Genomic DNA, 16,172 nt, shown 5'->3' on the forward strand with positions numbered 1-16,172 from the left:
GAAGTTAAGCTCAGTGGTGCCGAAAATACTTGGCTGGTGACGGCCTGGGAAGATAGGGAGATGCCAACACAAAGCATACACCCAAACGGGTGTTTTGCTCTATATTCCTCCATAGCTCAGTCGGTAGTGCGAGTGTACAGAAATGTACCGGAAACTATTACTTAGCCTGAGGAACAACTAAATATGTTGTTTAAATCCACTACCGGGGATTTAACTAACAAAAAGATTGCTTTATGCAGTCTGAACAAAAATCTTTGAGTAAAATCAAAGAAAATTGTATATTCCTCCATAGCTCAGTCGGTAGAGCGCATGACTGTTAATCATGATGTCACTGGTTCGAGCCCAGTTGGGGGAGCCAAAAGAGGCTCATAGTTTTTCTATGAGCCTCAATTACTTATATACAAAATTTATTTCCGGTAGAAGTGATAATTGTTTTATCGGAAAGGAAAAGATATGGAGTTCGAAAATATGACAGACAAACAATTTGATGTTCTTATGAACTCAATTATCCAAATAGTGAAGGATTCTGAAACTAAAGATGAAGCTGTTGAAAAGCTACAAAATTTAGTTAAAGGTAAAGAAAACTGATTACTTTCGCTAATCTGCTTAATTTAATATTATCAAATATATGAGTCAATCATTATATTTCTTATTTTAGAGATATAGTAATTGGCTCTTTTTTTATTTGGCAATCGTTTTAATTTTTTTGATTAGAACGGTTGCCTTTTTTTATTTACAAAAAATTGAAAGGAATGATTTTAAATGTATTTTACCGACACACCCGAACTCAGAAAGTTTGAAAGAGAGATGCGTCAGAAACCTAATTTTGACAGGCGTAATGATGATAACAATGAAAGCGAGATTGCACATTTCTCTGACAACAAAAATGTCAATACAAACAGAAAAAAAGAAGGAGATTGATTTTATGACAATAAAAATCAGAAGTCCTACTAAAGCTATTACTTAAATCAAAACTAAAAAAATAGGAGATGTATAACTTGAACGAATATGAAAGACAGCGCAGAATCGCTGAAAGTACAAAGAAATTGTATCCGCCGGGTACAAGAATTGAGCTTATCTGTATGAAGGACCCTTACGCACCTGTTCCATCAGGCACAAGAGGAACAGTAAAATTTGTTGATTCAATGGGAACGTTATTCCCTGAGTGGGACAACGGTCGTTCACTTGGTGTAGTTCCCGGTGAGGATTCATTCAGAAAGCTCACACAGGAAGAAATCGAAGCAGAAAACCAATCTAAATCAGAAGTTGAAGATGAAACTCCTGATGAGGATAGCGGAATGACTATGGGAATGTGAGGTGAGATTTAATCAATAAATCTTCGTTTGGAATGAAGATTTATGTCCATCAAATTCTTTGATATGTTTGCAGGCTCGGCGGTTTTCGTTCAGGCCTTGAAGCCATAGGTGGTTTTGAGTGCGTCGGATACTGCGAAATCGATAAGTATGCAAAGCAGGCATATGAAGCAATATACGATACCGGAGGTGAACTTTACTTTGATGACGAAAGAAAAATTGTACCCGAACAGTTACCCGATTTCGACCTTCTTGTTGGAGGATTTCCCTGTCAGTCCTTCTCAGTCGCAGGAGCGAGAAAAGGATTTGATGATATAAGAGGAACGCTGTTTTTCAAGATTGCTCGAATTGCTGCCGTTAAAAAACCTAAGTATCTCTTCCTCGAAAACGTTCCCGGTCTGCTTAACCATGACTCAGGCAGGACATTAAAAACAATCCTCAATACATTGAATACAGGGTCCCCGAAAAGCATTAAGCTTTTTGGGGAGAGGAGGTGCAGCATAGCGTGCGAGTTTTTAACCGCTTGCGGTTGGAAAGGAGTAAGCACAGCTTGCACCGACGAGGGGTATGATGTGTGCTGGCAGGTACTTAACAGCAAAAATTTCGGAGTACCCCAATCACGAAATCGAGTGTACATTATCGGATATAATCGAGGAAAATGTGCCGGAGAAGTACTATCTTTCACGCAAACAAGCGGAAAGGCTCTTATACAAAGAAAATCCCACACAAGGTGAGCGAATCTACTCATCAACAGGACTGAGCTGTACGCTCACTTGTGGTTCGGGCGGATTCGGCGGTCATAGCGGACTTTATCTTATTGAAGATACTGAAAACTTTGGCTTGCCGATAAAGTCTAAGACCAAAGACGGTTATCAGATGGCATATCCCAGTGACAGCATTGATACCGCCTTTTCGGGACAAAATTCTAGGCGTGGCAGAGTCGGAAGTCATATAGCACGCACGCTTACTACTTCCGCAACGCAAGCGTATTATTTTATCGACCTGAACCCCGATCCGAAACTGACAGAAATTGCAAGATGCATAACAGCAAGGCACGACTCGGGAATCAGTAACCGAAAAGCTGAACATTCGGGGGTGTTTGAAGAAAATTCAGATGTTCTTGACGGCAATGAAAAGTTTGCAGTAGCCTTTGTTGAGCCAAACGGTGAAGTTCACATAGGCAGAATGAAAGCTTACTCCGAGGGAGTGCTGGAGATTGCAAGGCTTTACGGACGAACAGTTCGATAAAGCAAGAGCCACAGGACTATCCGAAAGCAGACTTTACAAGATGGCTGGAAATGCAGTTACAGTAAATGTGATTTCAGCAATCGGTGAAATCATTAAAAAGGTAGAAAGTAAAAATTAAACAACAACCAATTCAATCGTTTCTGACAGCGACTGATATTGGTTTCAATATATATAGCCGTTGATTGAGTTAAAAACTTAATCAACGGCTTTTTGTCGTTTCAGGGGCGATTGGTATTAAAAAATTTTGGCGAGATGAGAGTTATAACTCCCCACTGCTGACAATGTTTCCTCTATCGTAATGTTATGCGGTGGGGAATTGCCAACGGCGGCTCGCCGTAAGGAAGTGAGAATATCAAAACCCCTGTAAGTTGGATGGGTAACAAAACCTCCATACTTCATATTTTGTACGCCCTCTTTCCTCTGAATTACGAAAGGTATATTGAACCGTTCGGAGGTTCGGGAGCTGTACTGTTAGGCAAGAAAAAGCCTGATGAGTATGTGGAAAAGTTAAAAAAATACAAAGCTGTTTTATCTCCTGATTTTAGTATGTATATAGAGATGAATAAAGCACTGCAACTCTAGAATACTTTTCGTAACCGTTGGTGTGGTGCTTATCTAGCAAGCAAAGATATAAAGGTTATTCCTACGGTAAATTTGGGTGATGAAAATACATTTGAGTTTTGTTTTGATGGAATTCCAAAAGGTAGTATAGTAGCGGTTTCAACATATATGGTGCGTGAACATAACAATCATGCAGACCAAAAAGACTTTTTTATGAAAGGCCACGAAGAAATGCTCAGGCGAATAGAACCGAGCAAAATTATATGTTACAGCGAACCTTTTCCTGAAATGCAAGGTGACATAATTTATGTTGATTATGAACTTAGCGGTTGGAAATATCTCAATAAAGAATCATTGGACTTGCCATTGCATAATAAAAAGGGTATAATTGTTAACAAAACAATGCTTCAGCCAGAGAACTTCAATAAAATGTATTCACTGAAAGGTTCAGGTAGTGCCTACGGCGGTAAGTGGAAACCAAAAAAGACTGAAAATGAACGATTTTTAGGAAAACCGGGCGAAATCAAGGAAACATTTGATAAGAATGGCGAACGAAGGTTAACGAAAATTGGTGATGATGGACGTGCAACCAAGGAAAGACATTTCAGTTTCCATAATCGACCTGATAAACATACAAATCCGCATGATCATATGATAAATTGGGATCCTAATCGTGGTAATCCATTGCCACAGAGACCTATAAATTATCCTGATGTAGTTCCAGAATTTAAGTATTATAGGGAAGTGAACACACAGATGAAAGTAAATAAAAATATTGTAAAAAACGAAGAAGATCAATTTAAAACAATTAGCGAGTTTAAATGGTGTGTAGATTGTGGTGGAGAAGTTGAATTTCAATGGAAAGGCAAATCTTATTCTATCACACATCCTGACGGGAGAATTAACATTGGCGAGGGTTACTATATAAAAGATGGAAAAAATTATAATGTTCTCAGCAATGAACCATGCATTGACATAGAAGAAATGTGGGGAGATACGGCAGATGATATATTGGAATATATTGTCGGTGGTGACAGGCTTCGTGATGTAATAACTCAAGTTGAGGTCGTTGTAAGGACAATTTAAAATTTTATAATGACAGCACTCTTAATCGGGTGCTGTTATTTTTTTGAAAGGACTGATCTCAATGAAAATAAACCAAATAACTTTAACAGACCTCCGCCGTATGAACGGCAAGGAAGGTCTTATCTTGCAGGGCTGTGGAGGTGAAATTAAAGAATGGATGGACGGCATCAATAAAATGCTTACGGACAAAGGAATACTTCTTGACAATACAAAGTTTGAGAATGTTTCGGTGTTCAAGAGTGACGGCGTTACCTGTATTCTCTATCCCTTTGAAAATGTCCACCTTGACATCGGCAAGCTTGCAATGTGGCGGTTGCAGTCATACACAGCCTTTGCAGGGATGTGGCTGTCCGATTATGTGGACAACAGGCTCAGTGGCTTTGAACCTGAGCAGAACAAAGAAGAAAAGCTCAAACCCGACTGTGCTTTGATAGGGACTAATGGAAATGTGTTTGCCCTACTTGGTATGGCAAGCCGTACGCTCAAGCAAAACGGTATGGCTGACGAGGCAAAAGAAATGTGCAGTCGTGTTACGAGTTCGGAAAGTTACTGCGAAGCGCTGAACATCATCGGCGAGTATGTAAATATTACGGATGGCAGTGAGCAGTCCGATGATATAGATGAAGATTTCAATGAAGGGCAGGCGATGAAATTATGATTGTATTTAAACAGAATAAGACGTCAATCGGGGCAAGGGTAAAATCTTGCCCCATATTTTTTATGAAAGGATTTTTAAAATGACTAAGTTAATCAGAAATAAGAAATTCACAAGAATAACTGCACTTTTACTCGTGGTTGCCGTAATATTCGGAACAATGTTCTCGCTCCCTGTAAGTGCAGCAAGCGGTGATAAAGTTACAATTACCTTTGACTACTGTTATGACAGTACAGGAAACACAATCAAATTTCAGCAGACAACAGTCAGCAACGGCTACACGGTCGGAACTCCCGGAGAAGAGTTGTGCAAGATTTTTGCAGATGGCAAAGAAGCCTACTGCATTGAACCCGGTCATACACTCTACTCAGGCAATACGCTGACAGAAAGTGCCTCAACCGTTTGGAAGAATTTAGGCTCGGCAAAGCAAAAAGTAATTAACCTTGTCTGCTTTACGGCAAACCCGGTTCGGAAAAAAGCTTAAGCGGAACAGAGGATCAGAAATGGGTGGCAACACAGCTGATTGTATGGGAGTTTGTTTCAGGCTGTCGCTCTACAAATGACGGCTATAAATGCACAAATACAAAGTTTATTGACAGGCGGAGCAAACCCCGGCGTTAAGTCGGTTTACAATGCAATTTCTAAAAGCCTTGCAAATTACTCAACTGTTCCAAGCTTTGCATAGGCAATCGCTTCAAAGGCTGAAACCTATGAGATGAAATATTCAGACGGAAAGTACACTTTAACACTCACCGACAGCAACAGTATTCTTTCGGATTTCAGCTTCAAGACAACAGGCGGTATGAGTGTATCTGTATCAGGAAACAGGCTGACCTTGACTTCAACTTCGACCGTCAACGATGCAGTAACATTCAACTCTGCAAAGTCAATGCCTGATGTCGGCAAAACTGTTCTTGTGCCATATGGTGACGCAAGCTTGCAGGATGTAATAACAGGTGTTGAAAACGACGCAGACCCAATAAGAGCATATTTCAAGGTCAAGACAAGCTCGGGCAATCTCAAACTTGTTAAAACCTCCGAGGATGGCAATGTTGCAAATATTGAGTTTACCGTCAAAGGCGACGATTACAGCAAAACTGTAAAAACAAACTCAAAAGGTGAATTTGAATTAACCGACCTCGTTCCCGGAAGTTACACCATTGCCGAAATTACCGACAGTAAGTACGAAACGCAGAAATCGCAGACCGTTAAGGTTGAAAGCGGAAAGACTGCAACTGTTACCTTTGAGAATATCCTCAAGAAAGGCAGTCTTGAAGTCTTAAAAACAAGTGAGGATAATTTTAACGAGGGTATTAAATTCCACCTTATCTTTCACCTTTGACGGCTCTGTAATTACCCAAGATACAGAAATCGTTGTGTTTGAAACTCTCTACCGTGATGAAACGAAAATTGCCGTTCACGCTGATATTGATGACAAGGATCAGACAGTAGCAATTCATCCGCAGCCTGAACCCGAAAAACCACAGACAGGAGACAATTCAAATCTCGGTTTTTACATCGGTTTGGGTTCTGTTGCTGTCGGCGGTTTGATTGCATTTCTTATCATAAAATTTAAAAGGAAAGATGAGGACGATGAATAATGCACAGGGTGTATATCTGTTCGCCTTTGGGCGGTAATGTATCTGCAAATATTGAAAACGCAAAACGATATGCCCGATATGCGTTAGAGTGCGGTATGGCTCCGTTCATACCGCATTTTTATGCGCTGATTTTAGATGACAGCAACAAAGAAGAAAGAAACCTTGGTATGAACGCAGGACTTTCTATGCTTTGGGTTTGTGATGCGGTTTGGGTTTTCGGAGATGAAATAACTGAGAGTATGAAAACAGAGATTCGCTTTGCAGAAAAACTGAACATCGAAGTCAGATATATATCGGAGAATGATTTAAGAAAATCGGAGGTAAAAAATGATAAAATCAAGAAGAACTAAGTTAATTAAATGGTTATCAGGCGTATCAGTAATACTGTTAATGCTCGGAATATCGGCAGTAACAGTCTTTGCCGTAGGCGATGTGTCATCAGCAATCGAAAGCACATGGACATCGGCTCAAACACAGATTAAAAATGTTGTAAACAATGTTGTCTTTCCTGCGGTAGATATGATTCTTGCCATACTTTTCTTTGTTAAACTTGCTACTGCTTATCTCGATTACCGCAAGCACGGACAGTTTGAATTCACCGCGCCGGCAATTCTTTTCGGCTGTCTTGTGTTCTCTCTGACTGCACCGCTATACATTTGGACAATACTATAAAATTGAAAATGGAAAATGTAAAATGGAAAATTTCGGACGAGCAGATGGTTTGAAATGATAAAAAGCCTTGTTGCCCGAATTTATTTAAAATTGCGGCGAAGACGCACAGCTTAATTTTCAACTTCCCATTTTCAACTTTCCATTTGACAGGGGGTGATTTATATTTTTGACTGGTTAGGAGATTTTATCGGTGGTATCGGAAGTGCCATAGGAGGTGTGTTCGATTACCTCGATGAGCAAATCTCAAATGCTATATGGAACACAATGATTCAGTGGCTTTATGAAACGATTTACAACGCTGTTGCCGACTTCTTCACAATGATGGGAAATATGGGCGCAGATGTCTTCGACCTTGAATGGGTGCAGGCAACAATAAATCTGTTTACGCTTTTTGGCTGGGCATTGTTCGTCGCAGGCACGGTTGTTGCCGTATTTGATGTAGCTGTTGAATATCAGAATGGCAGAGCAAATATCAAAACAACCGCAATTAATGTCTTAAAAGGTTTCTTTGCCTGTTCGCTGTTCGGTGTCGTGCCTGTGGAGCTGTACAAGTTCTGCATCAGCCTGCAAAACACATTCTCAAAGGATTTGTCCTCCATAATGGCAGGACAGCAAAGTCTTGATTTAGCAGGAAAAAGCACAAGTGTTTTAGAAGGTAGTTTTGCAGTATCAACACAGACAACATTCGGACTTCTCAATTTGCTATGTATGATAGCTTTTGCCTATTGCGTAATAAAGATCTTCTTTGCTAACATAAAGCGCGGAGGAATCTTGCTTATTCAGATGGCAGTAGGTGCATTGTATATGTTCAGCGTTCCGAGAGGATATCAGGACGGCTTCAATCAGTGGATGAAGCAAATAGCGGCACTATGCCTGACAGCATTTATGCAGACAACTCTGCTGTTCCTCGGGTTGCTAACCTTCCCCGGCAATATGCTTTTAGGACTTGGAATAATGCTTGCATCAAACGAAGTTCCGAGAATTGCACAGCAGTTCGGACTGGATTCAAGCGTTAAGGAATATACCAAGCCGCTATTTTCAATTCCTACTCATCATTTCCTGTTTTACCCCGGCAATATCAATCCGAAGGACTTTGAAGATGCACTAATGGTAGAACCAAACGAGTATGCCTTAATCAAATTCGGTGAGCGTGGCACTTGTCTGTATAGGTGCGGTAATGAACGCTATCTTTTACTTGTTCAGGCTCCCGAATACAAAGCCGAAATTTTTGGCAGTGCAGGCGGAAGATAAAATTTTGAATAGACAGAATTTTAAAATTGTGGTATGATAATTACAAAATAACAGGTTAATAAATTGATATTTGACACATTCTCTGTTTGTGGGGAAGAATTCTCATAACCGTTGATGTACCATATTTTCGGAGGTGAACGTCATGGATCAAATAAAAATCGGTAAATTTATTGCTACGCTTCGTCGGCAGAGCGGACTAACTCAAGAGAAGCTCGGAGAGAAAATTGGTGTAACAAACAAAACAATATCTCGCTGGGAAAATGGTAACTATATGCCAGACATTGAAATGCTCCAACTACTTGCAAAGGAATTTAATGTTAGCATAAATGAATTGTTGGCTGGACAAAAGATGTCAGACGAAGAGTTTCGGAAAAATGCAGATGAAAACATAATTGCTGTTTCAAAAGAAAGTGCATTCTCGTTTGAGGAAAGAAAAGCATATTTCAAAAAGAAATGGCGTAAGGAGCATATATCACTTTTTGTTGTTTTATTGTTAATTCTAATTGTCGCTTTTGTATTGCCATTTGTTGTCAGTAAACCATGGTTTGTTGGATTAGTGCCATTGATAGCATTTATTGAATATGGTTACCAGAATAACAGAATGATGATTTATGTAGAAAACTGTCTTTATAAGTGAGATAGTCAATATCCTGTTTAAGATTATTTTTACAATTAAAAAATATTATAATCCGATTGTTTTTCTTAAATGAAAGTCAATCGGATTTTTATTTGCGGAGGTGATTCAATGAGTGCAACCATAGGTGCGGCACTGAAGAAAATAGCAGTTGCACTGCTCACAGATAAAAAGGTAATAAAAATAATAGGCGGTATAATAATCGGCATAATCATAATTGTGGTTATGCCGATTGTTGCTGTTGTGTCAATTTTTAACGGCAGTATTGATATTGACACAGACAAGCTCAATCAGTCCATACAAGAAAACATCTCAGCTGAGCAGATGGAAAATCTACAGCTTATCAACAACACTATGACAGAGGTTGAAAATCAACTCAAAAGCAAGAAACTGTCCGACTATAACATGCAAGCAGAGGTTATCTATCTGTTCTCCCTGTCCGATAAATCAGAGGATGAGGACTTTGTAAAAAACTTTGTATCCTGTTTCAAGAAGAATCAGTCTGATGAGGATTTGATAAAAACCGTCAATCAGAAATTCGGAACGGAGATAAAGTATGACGAGTTCCAAAAGATGATGCAGTCAATCAAGGGTGCGGAAATCAGTACCGCAGGCTTTACTGACAAGACCACGAAGAACAATCTCGACCTTGTCAAGTGGTGCGAGAACGCATACAAAAATGACTGGGGTTATGTGTACGGCGGTTACGGTCAGGTCTGCACAAAACAATATCTCGACCAACAGGCGTCGTTGCTTCCCGGAAATAACGAGGCAGGTGGTGAGATGAGAAAGGTCGGTGAAAAATGGCTCGGCAAGAGAGTTTGTGATTGCATAGGTTTGATAAAATCATATGCTTGGTACAACTCTGACAGCGGAGAAATTGTAGCAGGTTCAAACGGGTTTACGGATTGCGGTGCAAATTCTATTTGGAACAATGTTACAGAAAGTGGTCCGATTTCAAGTATGCCGGAAACACCCGGGCTTGCTGTCTGGATGGACGGACACATCGGAGTGTATATCGGCAACGGTGAAGTTATTGAAGCACAAGGCACAGCCTACGGAGTTGTCAAAACAGAGCTTAACGGTCGAGGGTGGACAAAGTGGCTGAAGATACCGAATATAAAATATGTAAATCAAAAGAAGAAATGACGAGGTGATTTTAATGAAGAAAACAAGCGTGAGCATAATGTATGATGACGAAAAGCTGAATGCAATCAGGCTGTATATGTCACAGCGTGATTTGGATTTCAAGGAAGAGCTTGAAAAATCTGTGGACTCTCTGTACGCTAAATATGTTCCCGCAAATGTCAGAGAGTTTATTGATATGAAAGGTTCACAGGTGAAACCACCAAAGCCTAAAAAACCAAAGATTGAAAGTGAGGAAAAGACTTGAGGTCGCAAAATTTTGGCATAGAAATAGAAATGACCGGCATCACTCGCAGTACTGCGGCGAAAGTGATTGCCGGTTATTTTCATACAGATGCAACTCATGTCGGCGGCTGTTATGACGCTTATTCTGTCCGTGATAATGACGGCAGGATGTGGAAGATTATGCGTGACGCAAGCGTTAGATGTGAAAACCGTTCGGGACAGAACGCAAGTTACCTTTACTCGGTAGAGTTTGTCACTCCCATTTGTAACTATGATGATATAGAAACTATACAGGAGTTAGTCAGAAAGCTTCGTGGCGCAGGAGCGAGAGTCAACTCAAGCTGCGGTTTGCATTGTCATATTAATGCAGCTCCGCATAATCCGAAAACACTTCGCAATATCGTAAATATTATGACGGCTAAAGAGGACTTGCTTTATAAGGCGTTAAAAGTGAATGTGTCAAGAGAACATTACTGCCAGAAGATGGACACACGCTTTCTTGATGAAATCAATAACCGTCCTCCGATGTCAATGGAGCAGATAAAATCAATGTGGTATGACGGCGAGGATTACAGTTACAGACATTATGATGATACTCGCTACCACGCACTGAATCTTCACAGCGTGTTCTACAAGGGTACGATTGAATTCCGTCTTTTTAATTCAACCTTACACGCAGGCGAGATATGCTCCGTACACAGACAGAAGCACTTGCTAAGAATCTTAAAATTCCAATCCAAAATCTTCGGTGGTATGCGGCGTTTCATAATGAATCGCACCACCCTCATGTGCATCTGATTGCATATTCAACGGTTGAAAATGAGGGGTATCTCACTCAAAAAGGAGTTGAAAATCTGCGTTTGTCATTTGCAAAAGATATTTTTCAGCAAGATTTATTGTGCAAATATGAAAGGCAAACCGAGCATAGGGATAAGCTCCGTGCCGAGGCTCGTGACATTGTAGAGGATTTGGTTGCGAATATCAACTGCGAAATCTATGTCAATGCATCAATTCAGCATAAGCTGTTGGAGCTTGCCGACAGACTTTCAAAAACGAAAGGTAAAAAGGTTTACGGCTATCCGAAACCTGATGTAAAAGCACTTGTGGATTCTATTGTTGATGAGCTTGCCAATGACAGCAGAATTAAAAAGTTGTATGACCTTTGGTATAAGCAAAAAGAAAATACAATCCGCACCTACACGGATGAAATGCCTGACAGGATTCCGCTTGCTAAAAACAAGGAGTTCAAGTCAATCAAGAATGCAATAATCAAGGAAGCGTTGAAACTAAATCTCACTGAAGATGTGGTTGAGAAAAGCGAAAATTCGGACAATGAATCTGTTACAAAACCCTTTGAATATGAAGAAAACACCTCTGCCGAATCAGTCTTTGATTCAGACAGAGGTGTTCTTTATCCTCAGCATTATTCAATTAAAACAAGCCGAAACAGCGTTGCAGTTTCTTCTCTTTATCTCCTTCGCTACCTCTGCAATATGATTCAAAGTAGGCTCCGCTTTGAAGAAAACAGAAAGCTCAAAGGACGGATAAAAAGTTGCAACAGAAGATTAATGATAAGAAACGAGATCAGGGATTGCATTTTTAGTCATAAATAAATGGTTTCATTGTAATTGTTGTGCTCCCAAGCGTTATGGCATTATCAACAGTATCTTCGTATTCTAAAATTGAAAGTAGAAGTGTTTTTGCTTCGACATTATGATGTGAAAATTTTAGTATTAAATGAAGATATTTTGAAGAAGTTTTAGCAATCTTCTTTGAAATATTTTCCTTGTCATCTTTTATGATTTTTACTTTAAAGTTTGAACTGCAATTTATAATTCTTTCAATTTCATCAGAAATACCATTATCACTAAGTATGAAGCGACCAAATAAATCTAAAGAGCCCGATGTAAATAATATAGAATATGGAATGTTAAACTTATGTGTATGTATATATGAATAGTGTCCTGAATTTGTATAAGTTTGGATTATTTCCTTAAGATAATCTTTGCTAAAATTAATTCCTGTTATTTCACGAATGTCATTTATGATTTTATAAGTGTTATTTTTTATTAATGAAAGCAAATTCGAATTGTAAATTTCATTCTCTCTAATTTTTTTGCATGAAAAAGAATTAGTCTTGTGTAAAGGACAAGACAAGTACTTCAATTGATTATGTGCGGATAAATCTTTGATATCTTTGCCAGTATGCCTAGCATGAGTGTTACGTTTTTTTGTTATTTGTTCCTCGTATTCTTGTCCGAATAAATTTATGATTTGAATCGGGTTTCCGCACTCTGGGCATATTGCATAGTGTTTTTCTTTCCCTTTGGAATCTTTCTGAAAATACGGCTCTTTTTTATGAGTAGCATCAACAAAGTTATCTATTGTAATTTCAAAAGGTCCCTTGATAAGTGTGCTAAAAACATCCATAAACATTCACCTCTGATATTCTAAATCCATTACTATCATATTATCTTATTTTTGAAAAATCAATAGGCAATTTAGCATAAATCGTACTCAGGAACAACTGCACCCAAACACTGACAGGTGCCTCTTGTCACAGTGATAAGAGAAAGAACTAACCCACTATAAGATATTACAGCAGAAAAGAAAAATATATACAAGGAAGTGATTAAAATATCAACCTACATTTATTTTACAAAAGAACAAAGAGAACAGGCAAGGCGAACAGACCTTGCAAATTTTTTAATCAGTCAGGGCGAGAAAGTTAAGAAATCAGGTTCTGAATACGAATGGCTTGACGGTTCGCAAAAGGTCACAATCAGAGGTCATCTCTGGTATCATCAGTACGAACAAAAAGGTGGTGATGCGATTGATTTCATTCGCAAATTTTACAACAAGGACTATGCCGAAGCGGTTCAAATGCTTTTGAGTAACTATGGCGGTCAAATAGTAAATTTGCAGACCACAGAACGAGAGCAAAAGTCATTTATACTACCACCAAGGAATGACAGGATGAGCAGAGTTTTTTCTTATCTGCTGTTGACTCGTGAAATTGATAAAGATGTGCTTTTTGAGTTTGTGCGGAAGAAAATGATTTATGAATCTGCCGATTTTCACAACGCAGTATTTGTCGGCTATGATTCAAGCGGTAAACCTCGCCACGCACACAAGAGAGGAACGGTGACAAGCAATCCGTACAAGGGAAATGTCGCAGGCAGTCAACCTGAGTTCAGCTTCCACTGGCACGGCACAAGCGACAAGATATTTTTATTTGAAGCTCCGATTGATATGCTTTCCTACATTTCAATGCACAAGGAAAACTGGAAAAATCATAGCTTTGCGGCATCCTGCTCCGTTTCGGACAGGGTGCTTTTTCAATGCCTTAAAGATAATCCAAACATCAAAAATGTGTTTCTCTGCTTCGATAATGATGAGGCGGGACAGACAGCAAACAAACGCATAGCCGAAAAATTAAACTCAATGAATATCCAAAATGAAATCCTCATTCCAAACTACAAGGACTGGAACGAGGATTTAATTTTTGAACCGAAAGGAGATGAACGAATATGCCATCAGGCATACTAACTTTGATTATAGTGACAGGCTCAATGTTTGCCCTTTTCATAATAATTTCAACGGTCGGAAATTACTATTCTCTTAACCGTATAAAGAATAAGACAGTCGGTCAAGGTCAGCACGGCACGGCTCGTTGGGCGACCAAAAAGGAAGTCAAAAAAACATACAAACGAATTGATTTTCAGCCTAACGAGTGGAGAAATAATCCAGACAGCAGACCAACTGAACAAGGTATAGTTGTCGGTTGCAAGAACAGAAAAAAGGGAACAACAGCAATGGTTGACACAGGCGATGTCCACGCTCTGATGATTGGTGCGGCAGGCGTCGGCAAGACCGCATATTGGCTTTACCCGTGCATTGAGTATGCCTGCGCTACTGGTATGTCATTTTTGTCAACCGACACAAAGGGTGACATTGTTCGAAACTACGGAACAATTGCGGAAAAGTATTACGATTACAAAATTTCCGTAATAGATTTGAGAAATCCGACACGCTCACACGGCAATAATCTTCTGCACCTCGTAAATAAATATATGGACTTATACAAAGCAAATACCAAACAGCTTGTTTACAAGGCAAGAGCAGAAAAATATGCAAAAATCATTTCAAAAACGATTATTATTTCAGGAATGGACTCAGCTTCATTCGGACAGAACGCTTACTTTTATGATGCGGCAGAGGGACTTTTAACAGCAACTATTCTGCTTGTTTCGGAATTCTGCGAACACGAAGAACGACACATAGTTTCGGTATTCAAAATCATTCAGGAGTTGCTTGCTCCGACCAACAAGAAAGGTAAAAATCAGTTTCAGCTATTAATGGACTATCTTCCCGACGATCACAAGGCGAAATGGTTTGCAGGGGCGGCGCTGAACACAGCCGAGCAGAGTATGTCAAGCGTTATGAGTACGGCACTTTCAAGGCTGAATGCTTTTCTCGACTCCGAGCTTGAACAGCTTTTGTGTTTTGATACAGAGATTGACGCTGAAAAATTCTGCAATGAAAAGTGTGCGATATTCATTGTAATGCCCGAGGAAAACCCAACCACATTCTTTATGGTTTCGCTTATTATCCAACAGCTTTACCGTGAAATACTGTCAGTCGCAGATGAAAACGGCGGTGTACTGAAAAACCGCTGTGTGTTCTTCTGCGATGAATTTGGAACCTTGCCAAAGATTGATTCAGCCGAGATGATGTTCTCTGCCTCCCGTTCAAGGCGTTTGCAGATAGTACCGATAATTCAATCCTTTGCGCAGTTGGAGAAGAATTACGGCAAAGAGGGTGCTGATGTTATCATAGATAACACACAGCTGACCATCTTCGGAGGCTTTGCTCCAAACAGCACAAGTGCGGAAGTCCTATCAAAAGCACTCGGTTCAAGAACTGTTATGTCAGGCTCCGTCAGCAGGAGCAAAAATGATCCGTCCCAATCTTTGCAGATGATTGAACGACCTTTGATGACTCCCGATGAATTGAAGTCACTTCCAAAAGGCACATTTGTTGTTATGAAAACAGGCTTTTATCCTATGAAAGTCAAGCTGAAATTGTTTTTCAAATGGGGTATTAAATTTGAGGAAAAGTATGAGGTAATGGAAAACGGCAACCGTGAGGTTCACTATGCCAACCGTTCGGAGTTGTTCAACAACATAATTCAAGCATACAGTCCTCACTATCCTGAACCGTCAGTAACTGATTTGGATTTTGATGAGGCAAGCAGTGAGAAAAAGAAGAAAAATGAAAATCTTAAAACCTCGCCAAATGCAGAACAGACTGAGTGTGAAGATATTGTTGATGCGGATGAACCAACATCAGCACAGCAAGATGATCCAACAGAAGAACCTGAAAATTCAAGCGTTGAACAGAGCGCAGACAAGCAAAGAAAAGTAGTCATAAGAACCGAAAGACCACCTCAGGAGGTGCTGGACAATGAGTAGATTAACTTTTCTGTATCAAATGGACTTGCCTCATCGAGCCGTTGCCGTATATACCTACCTCCACGACCGAGCCAACAAAAACGGCGAGTGCTTCCCTTCCGTAAATACAATAGCAGGCGACATTAAACTGTCGCCTGCCACAGTGCGTAGGGCTATTAAAGACCTAAAGAAAACAGGACTGCTAACAACCACCCAACGCTACCGTGAAAAAGGTGGTAAGAGCAGTTTGTTGTTTAAAATAAAAATGCTATGACTGGTTGTTAGAGGGTAAATTAGAATTTATTCCGATTACGGAGGTAAAGGTTT

At 39.7% G+C, this 16,172-nt stretch carries 21 protein-coding genes, 1 tRNA gene and 1 pseudogene; 22 read left to right on the forward strand and 1 reads right to left on the reverse strand.

The genetic code is table 11. The features are described from left to right. The first annotated feature begins 282 nt into the window (after positions 1–282). The 19 genes and pseudogenes from AC2HW8_RS10055 to mobP3 all read left to right on the forward strand — a co-directional run bounded on the left by AC2HW8_RS10055 (position 283) and on the right by mobP3 (position 12,005). Positions 283–358: transfer RNA gene (locus AC2HW8_RS10055), tRNA-Asn, on the forward strand. Positions 359–453: 95 nt separating this feature from the next. Further along, positions 454–588 (forward strand): hypothetical protein, encoded by a 135-nt coding sequence (locus AC2HW8_RS10060; RefSeq protein ID WP_278297067.1) that lies wholly within the window; start codon positions 454–456, stop codon positions 586–588. Positions 589–762: 174 nt separating this feature from the next. Next, on the forward strand, positions 763–921 hold the full coding sequence (locus AC2HW8_RS10065; RefSeq protein WP_187300492.1) for a hypothetical protein: 159 nt from the start codon (positions 763–765) through the stop codon (positions 919–921). A gap of 77 nt (positions 922–998) precedes the next feature. After that, the gene (locus AC2HW8_RS10070) at positions 999–1,316 is read left to right on the forward strand and encodes a DUF4314 domain-containing protein (protein WP_484327520.1); all 318 of its coding nucleotides are present in this window, start codon (positions 999–1,001) and stop codon (positions 1,314–1,316) included. Between the two features lie 104 nt (positions 1,317–1,420). Continuing rightward, positions 1,421–2,047, forward strand: coding sequence for a DNA (cytosine-5-)-methyltransferase (gene dcm / locus AC2HW8_RS10075; protein WP_484327529.1), 627 nt, complete (start codon positions 1,421–1,423; stop codon positions 2,045–2,047). 482 nt (positions 2,048–2,529) lie between these two features. Beyond that, the gene (locus AC2HW8_RS10080) at positions 2,530–2,679 is read left to right on the forward strand and encodes a DNA cytosine methyltransferase (RefSeq protein WP_443950964.1); all 150 of its coding nucleotides are present in this window, start codon (positions 2,530–2,532) and stop codon (positions 2,677–2,679) included. Between the two features lie 254 nt (positions 2,680–2,933). Then, a pseudogene (locus tag AC2HW8_RS10085) lies at positions 2,934–4,208 on the forward strand (DUF4417 domain-containing protein). Positions 4,209–4,269: 61 nt separating this feature from the next. Continuing rightward, positions 4,270–4,866 (forward strand): hypothetical protein, encoded by a 597-nt coding sequence (locus tag AC2HW8_RS10090; protein WP_443950963.1) that lies wholly within the window; start codon positions 4,270–4,272, stop codon positions 4,864–4,866. A gap of 79 nt (positions 4,867–4,945) precedes the next feature. Further along, positions 4,946–5,347, forward strand: coding sequence for a hypothetical protein (locus AC2HW8_RS10095; protein WP_484327521.1), 402 nt, complete (start codon positions 4,946–4,948; stop codon positions 5,345–5,347). A 231-nt stretch (positions 5,348–5,578) separates the two neighbouring features. Continuing rightward, positions 5,579–6,205 (forward strand): SpaA isopeptide-forming pilin-related protein, encoded by a 627-nt coding sequence (locus tag AC2HW8_RS10100; RefSeq protein ID WP_443950960.1) that lies wholly within the window; start codon positions 5,579–5,581, stop codon positions 6,203–6,205. A 34-nt stretch (positions 6,206–6,239) separates the two neighbouring features. Beyond that, positions 6,240–6,464, forward strand: a complete 225-nt coding sequence (locus AC2HW8_RS10105) for an LPXTG cell wall anchor domain-containing protein (protein WP_284525428.1) — start codon at positions 6,240–6,242, stop codon at positions 6,462–6,464. Further along, positions 6,464–6,814, forward strand: a complete 351-nt coding sequence (locus AC2HW8_RS10110) for a DUF7768 domain-containing protein (RefSeq protein ID WP_443950959.1) — start codon at positions 6,464–6,466, stop codon at positions 6,812–6,814. The genes AC2HW8_RS10105 and AC2HW8_RS10110 overlap by 1 nt, the downstream gene beginning before the upstream one ends. Further along, a complete protein-coding gene (locus AC2HW8_RS10115) occupies positions 6,792–7,136 on the forward strand; it encodes a DUF3852 domain-containing protein (RefSeq protein ID WP_484327522.1) in 345 nt (114 codons plus the stop codon). Before AC2HW8_RS10110 ends, AC2HW8_RS10115 begins: the two co-directional genes overlap by 23 nt. A gap of 153 nt (positions 7,137–7,289) precedes the next feature. Continuing rightward, positions 7,290–8,387, forward strand: a complete 1,098-nt coding sequence (locus AC2HW8_RS10120; RefSeq protein ID WP_484327523.1) for a conjugal transfer protein TrbL family protein — start codon at positions 7,290–7,292, stop codon at positions 8,385–8,387. 142 nt (positions 8,388–8,529) lie between these two features. Further along, complete coding sequence (locus AC2HW8_RS10125; protein ID WP_117705829.1) at positions 8,530–9,024, forward strand: helix-turn-helix domain-containing protein; 495 nt, start codon at positions 8,530–8,532, stop codon at positions 9,022–9,024. 108 nt (positions 9,025–9,132) lie between these two features. After that, the gene (locus AC2HW8_RS10130) at positions 9,133–10,170 is read left to right on the forward strand and encodes an NlpC/P60 family protein (protein WP_484327524.1); all 1,038 of its coding nucleotides are present in this window, start codon (positions 9,133–9,135) and stop codon (positions 10,168–10,170) included. Positions 10,171–10,183: 13 nt separating this feature from the next. Next, positions 10,184–10,414, forward strand: a complete 231-nt coding sequence (locus AC2HW8_RS10135) for a DUF6103 family protein (protein WP_295240788.1) — start codon at positions 10,184–10,186, stop codon at positions 10,412–10,414. After that, entirely contained in the window at positions 10,411–11,190 is a 780-nt protein-coding gene (locus AC2HW8_RS10140) for an amidoligase family protein (protein WP_443950956.1), read from the forward strand. The genes AC2HW8_RS10135 and AC2HW8_RS10140 overlap by 4 nt, the downstream gene beginning before the upstream one ends. Then, a complete protein-coding gene (gene mobP3 / locus AC2HW8_RS10145) occupies positions 11,079–12,005 on the forward strand; it encodes a MobP3 family relaxase (protein WP_443950955.1) in 927 nt (308 codons plus the stop codon). The genes AC2HW8_RS10140 and mobP3 overlap by 112 nt, the downstream gene beginning before the upstream one ends. Here mobP3 and AC2HW8_RS10150 read toward each other — a convergent pair. After that, positions 11,992–12,822 (reverse strand): hypothetical protein, encoded by an 831-nt coding sequence (locus tag AC2HW8_RS10150; RefSeq protein WP_484327525.1) that lies wholly within the window; start codon positions 12,820–12,822, stop codon positions 11,992–11,994. The two genes, mobP3 and AC2HW8_RS10150, sit on opposite strands and share 14 nt — an antisense overlap. A gap of 198 nt (positions 12,823–13,020) precedes the next feature. Between AC2HW8_RS10150 and AC2HW8_RS10155 the strand changes: the two genes are divergently transcribed. The 3 genes from AC2HW8_RS10155 to AC2HW8_RS10165 are packed head-to-tail and all read left to right on the forward strand — an operon-like array spanning position 13,021 to position 16,119. Further along, complete coding sequence (locus AC2HW8_RS10155) at positions 13,021–13,941, forward strand: DUF3991 domain-containing protein (RefSeq protein ID WP_484327526.1); 921 nt, start codon at positions 13,021–13,023, stop codon at positions 13,939–13,941. Then, on the forward strand, positions 13,923–15,866 hold the full coding sequence (locus AC2HW8_RS10160) for a type IV secretory system conjugative DNA transfer family protein (protein WP_484327527.1): 1,944 nt from the start codon (positions 13,923–13,925) through the stop codon (positions 15,864–15,866). Before AC2HW8_RS10155 ends, AC2HW8_RS10160 begins: the two co-directional genes overlap by 19 nt. Then, positions 15,859–16,119 (forward strand): helix-turn-helix domain-containing protein, encoded by a 261-nt coding sequence (locus tag AC2HW8_RS10165; protein WP_484327528.1) that lies wholly within the window; start codon positions 15,859–15,861, stop codon positions 16,117–16,119. Before AC2HW8_RS10160 ends, AC2HW8_RS10165 begins: the two co-directional genes overlap by 8 nt. Positions 16,120–16,172 lie beyond the last annotated feature (53 nt).

The sequence above is a fragment of the Ruminococcoides sp. genome, assembly GCF_057037865.1.

Bases quoted from the DNA above. Each gene is read 5' to 3' on its own strand.
- AC2HW8_RS10065 (WP_187300492.1), top strand. From the start codon at position 763: ATGTATTTTACCGACACACCCGAACTCAGAAAGTTTGAAAGAGAGATG.
- AC2HW8_RS10100 (WP_443950960.1), top strand. From the start codon at position 5,579: ATGAAATATTCAGACGGAAAGTACACTTTAACACTCACCGACAGCAAC.
- AC2HW8_RS10165 (WP_484327528.1), top strand. From the start codon at position 15,859: ATGAGTAGATTAACTTTTCTGTATCAAATGGACTTGCCTCATCGAGCC.
- AC2HW8_RS10115 (WP_484327522.1), top strand. From the start codon at position 6,792: ATGATAAAATCAAGAAGAACTAAGTTAATTAAATGGTTATCAGGCGTA.
- AC2HW8_RS10160 (WP_484327527.1), top strand. From the start codon at position 13,923: ATGCCATCAGGCATACTAACTTTGATTATAGTGACAGGCTCAATGTTT.
- AC2HW8_RS10130 (WP_484327524.1), top strand. From the start codon at position 9,133: ATGAGTGCAACCATAGGTGCGGCACTGAAGAAAATAGCAGTTGCACTG.
- mobP3 (WP_443950955.1), top strand. From the start codon at position 11,079: ATGCTCCGTACACAGACAGAAGCACTTGCTAAGAATCTTAAAATTCCA.
- AC2HW8_RS10150 (WP_484327525.1), bottom strand. From the start codon at position 12,822: ATGGATGTTTTTAGCACACTTATCAAGGGACCTTTTGAAATTACAATA.
- AC2HW8_RS10125 (WP_117705829.1), top strand. From the start codon at position 8,530: ATGGATCAAATAAAAATCGGTAAATTTATTGCTACGCTTCGTCGGCAG.
- AC2HW8_RS10060 (WP_278297067.1), top strand. From the start codon at position 454: ATGGAGTTCGAAAATATGACAGACAAACAATTTGATGTTCTTATGAAC.
- AC2HW8_RS10095 (WP_484327521.1), top strand. From the start codon at position 4,946: ATGACTAAGTTAATCAGAAATAAGAAATTCACAAGAATAACTGCACTT.
- AC2HW8_RS10135 (WP_295240788.1), top strand. From the start codon at position 10,184: ATGAAGAAAACAAGCGTGAGCATAATGTATGATGACGAAAAGCTGAAT.
- AC2HW8_RS10110 (WP_443950959.1), top strand. From the start codon at position 6,464: ATGCACAGGGTGTATATCTGTTCGCCTTTGGGCGGTAATGTATCTGCA.
- AC2HW8_RS10090 (WP_443950963.1), top strand. From the start codon at position 4,270: ATGAAAATAAACCAAATAACTTTAACAGACCTCCGCCGTATGAACGGC.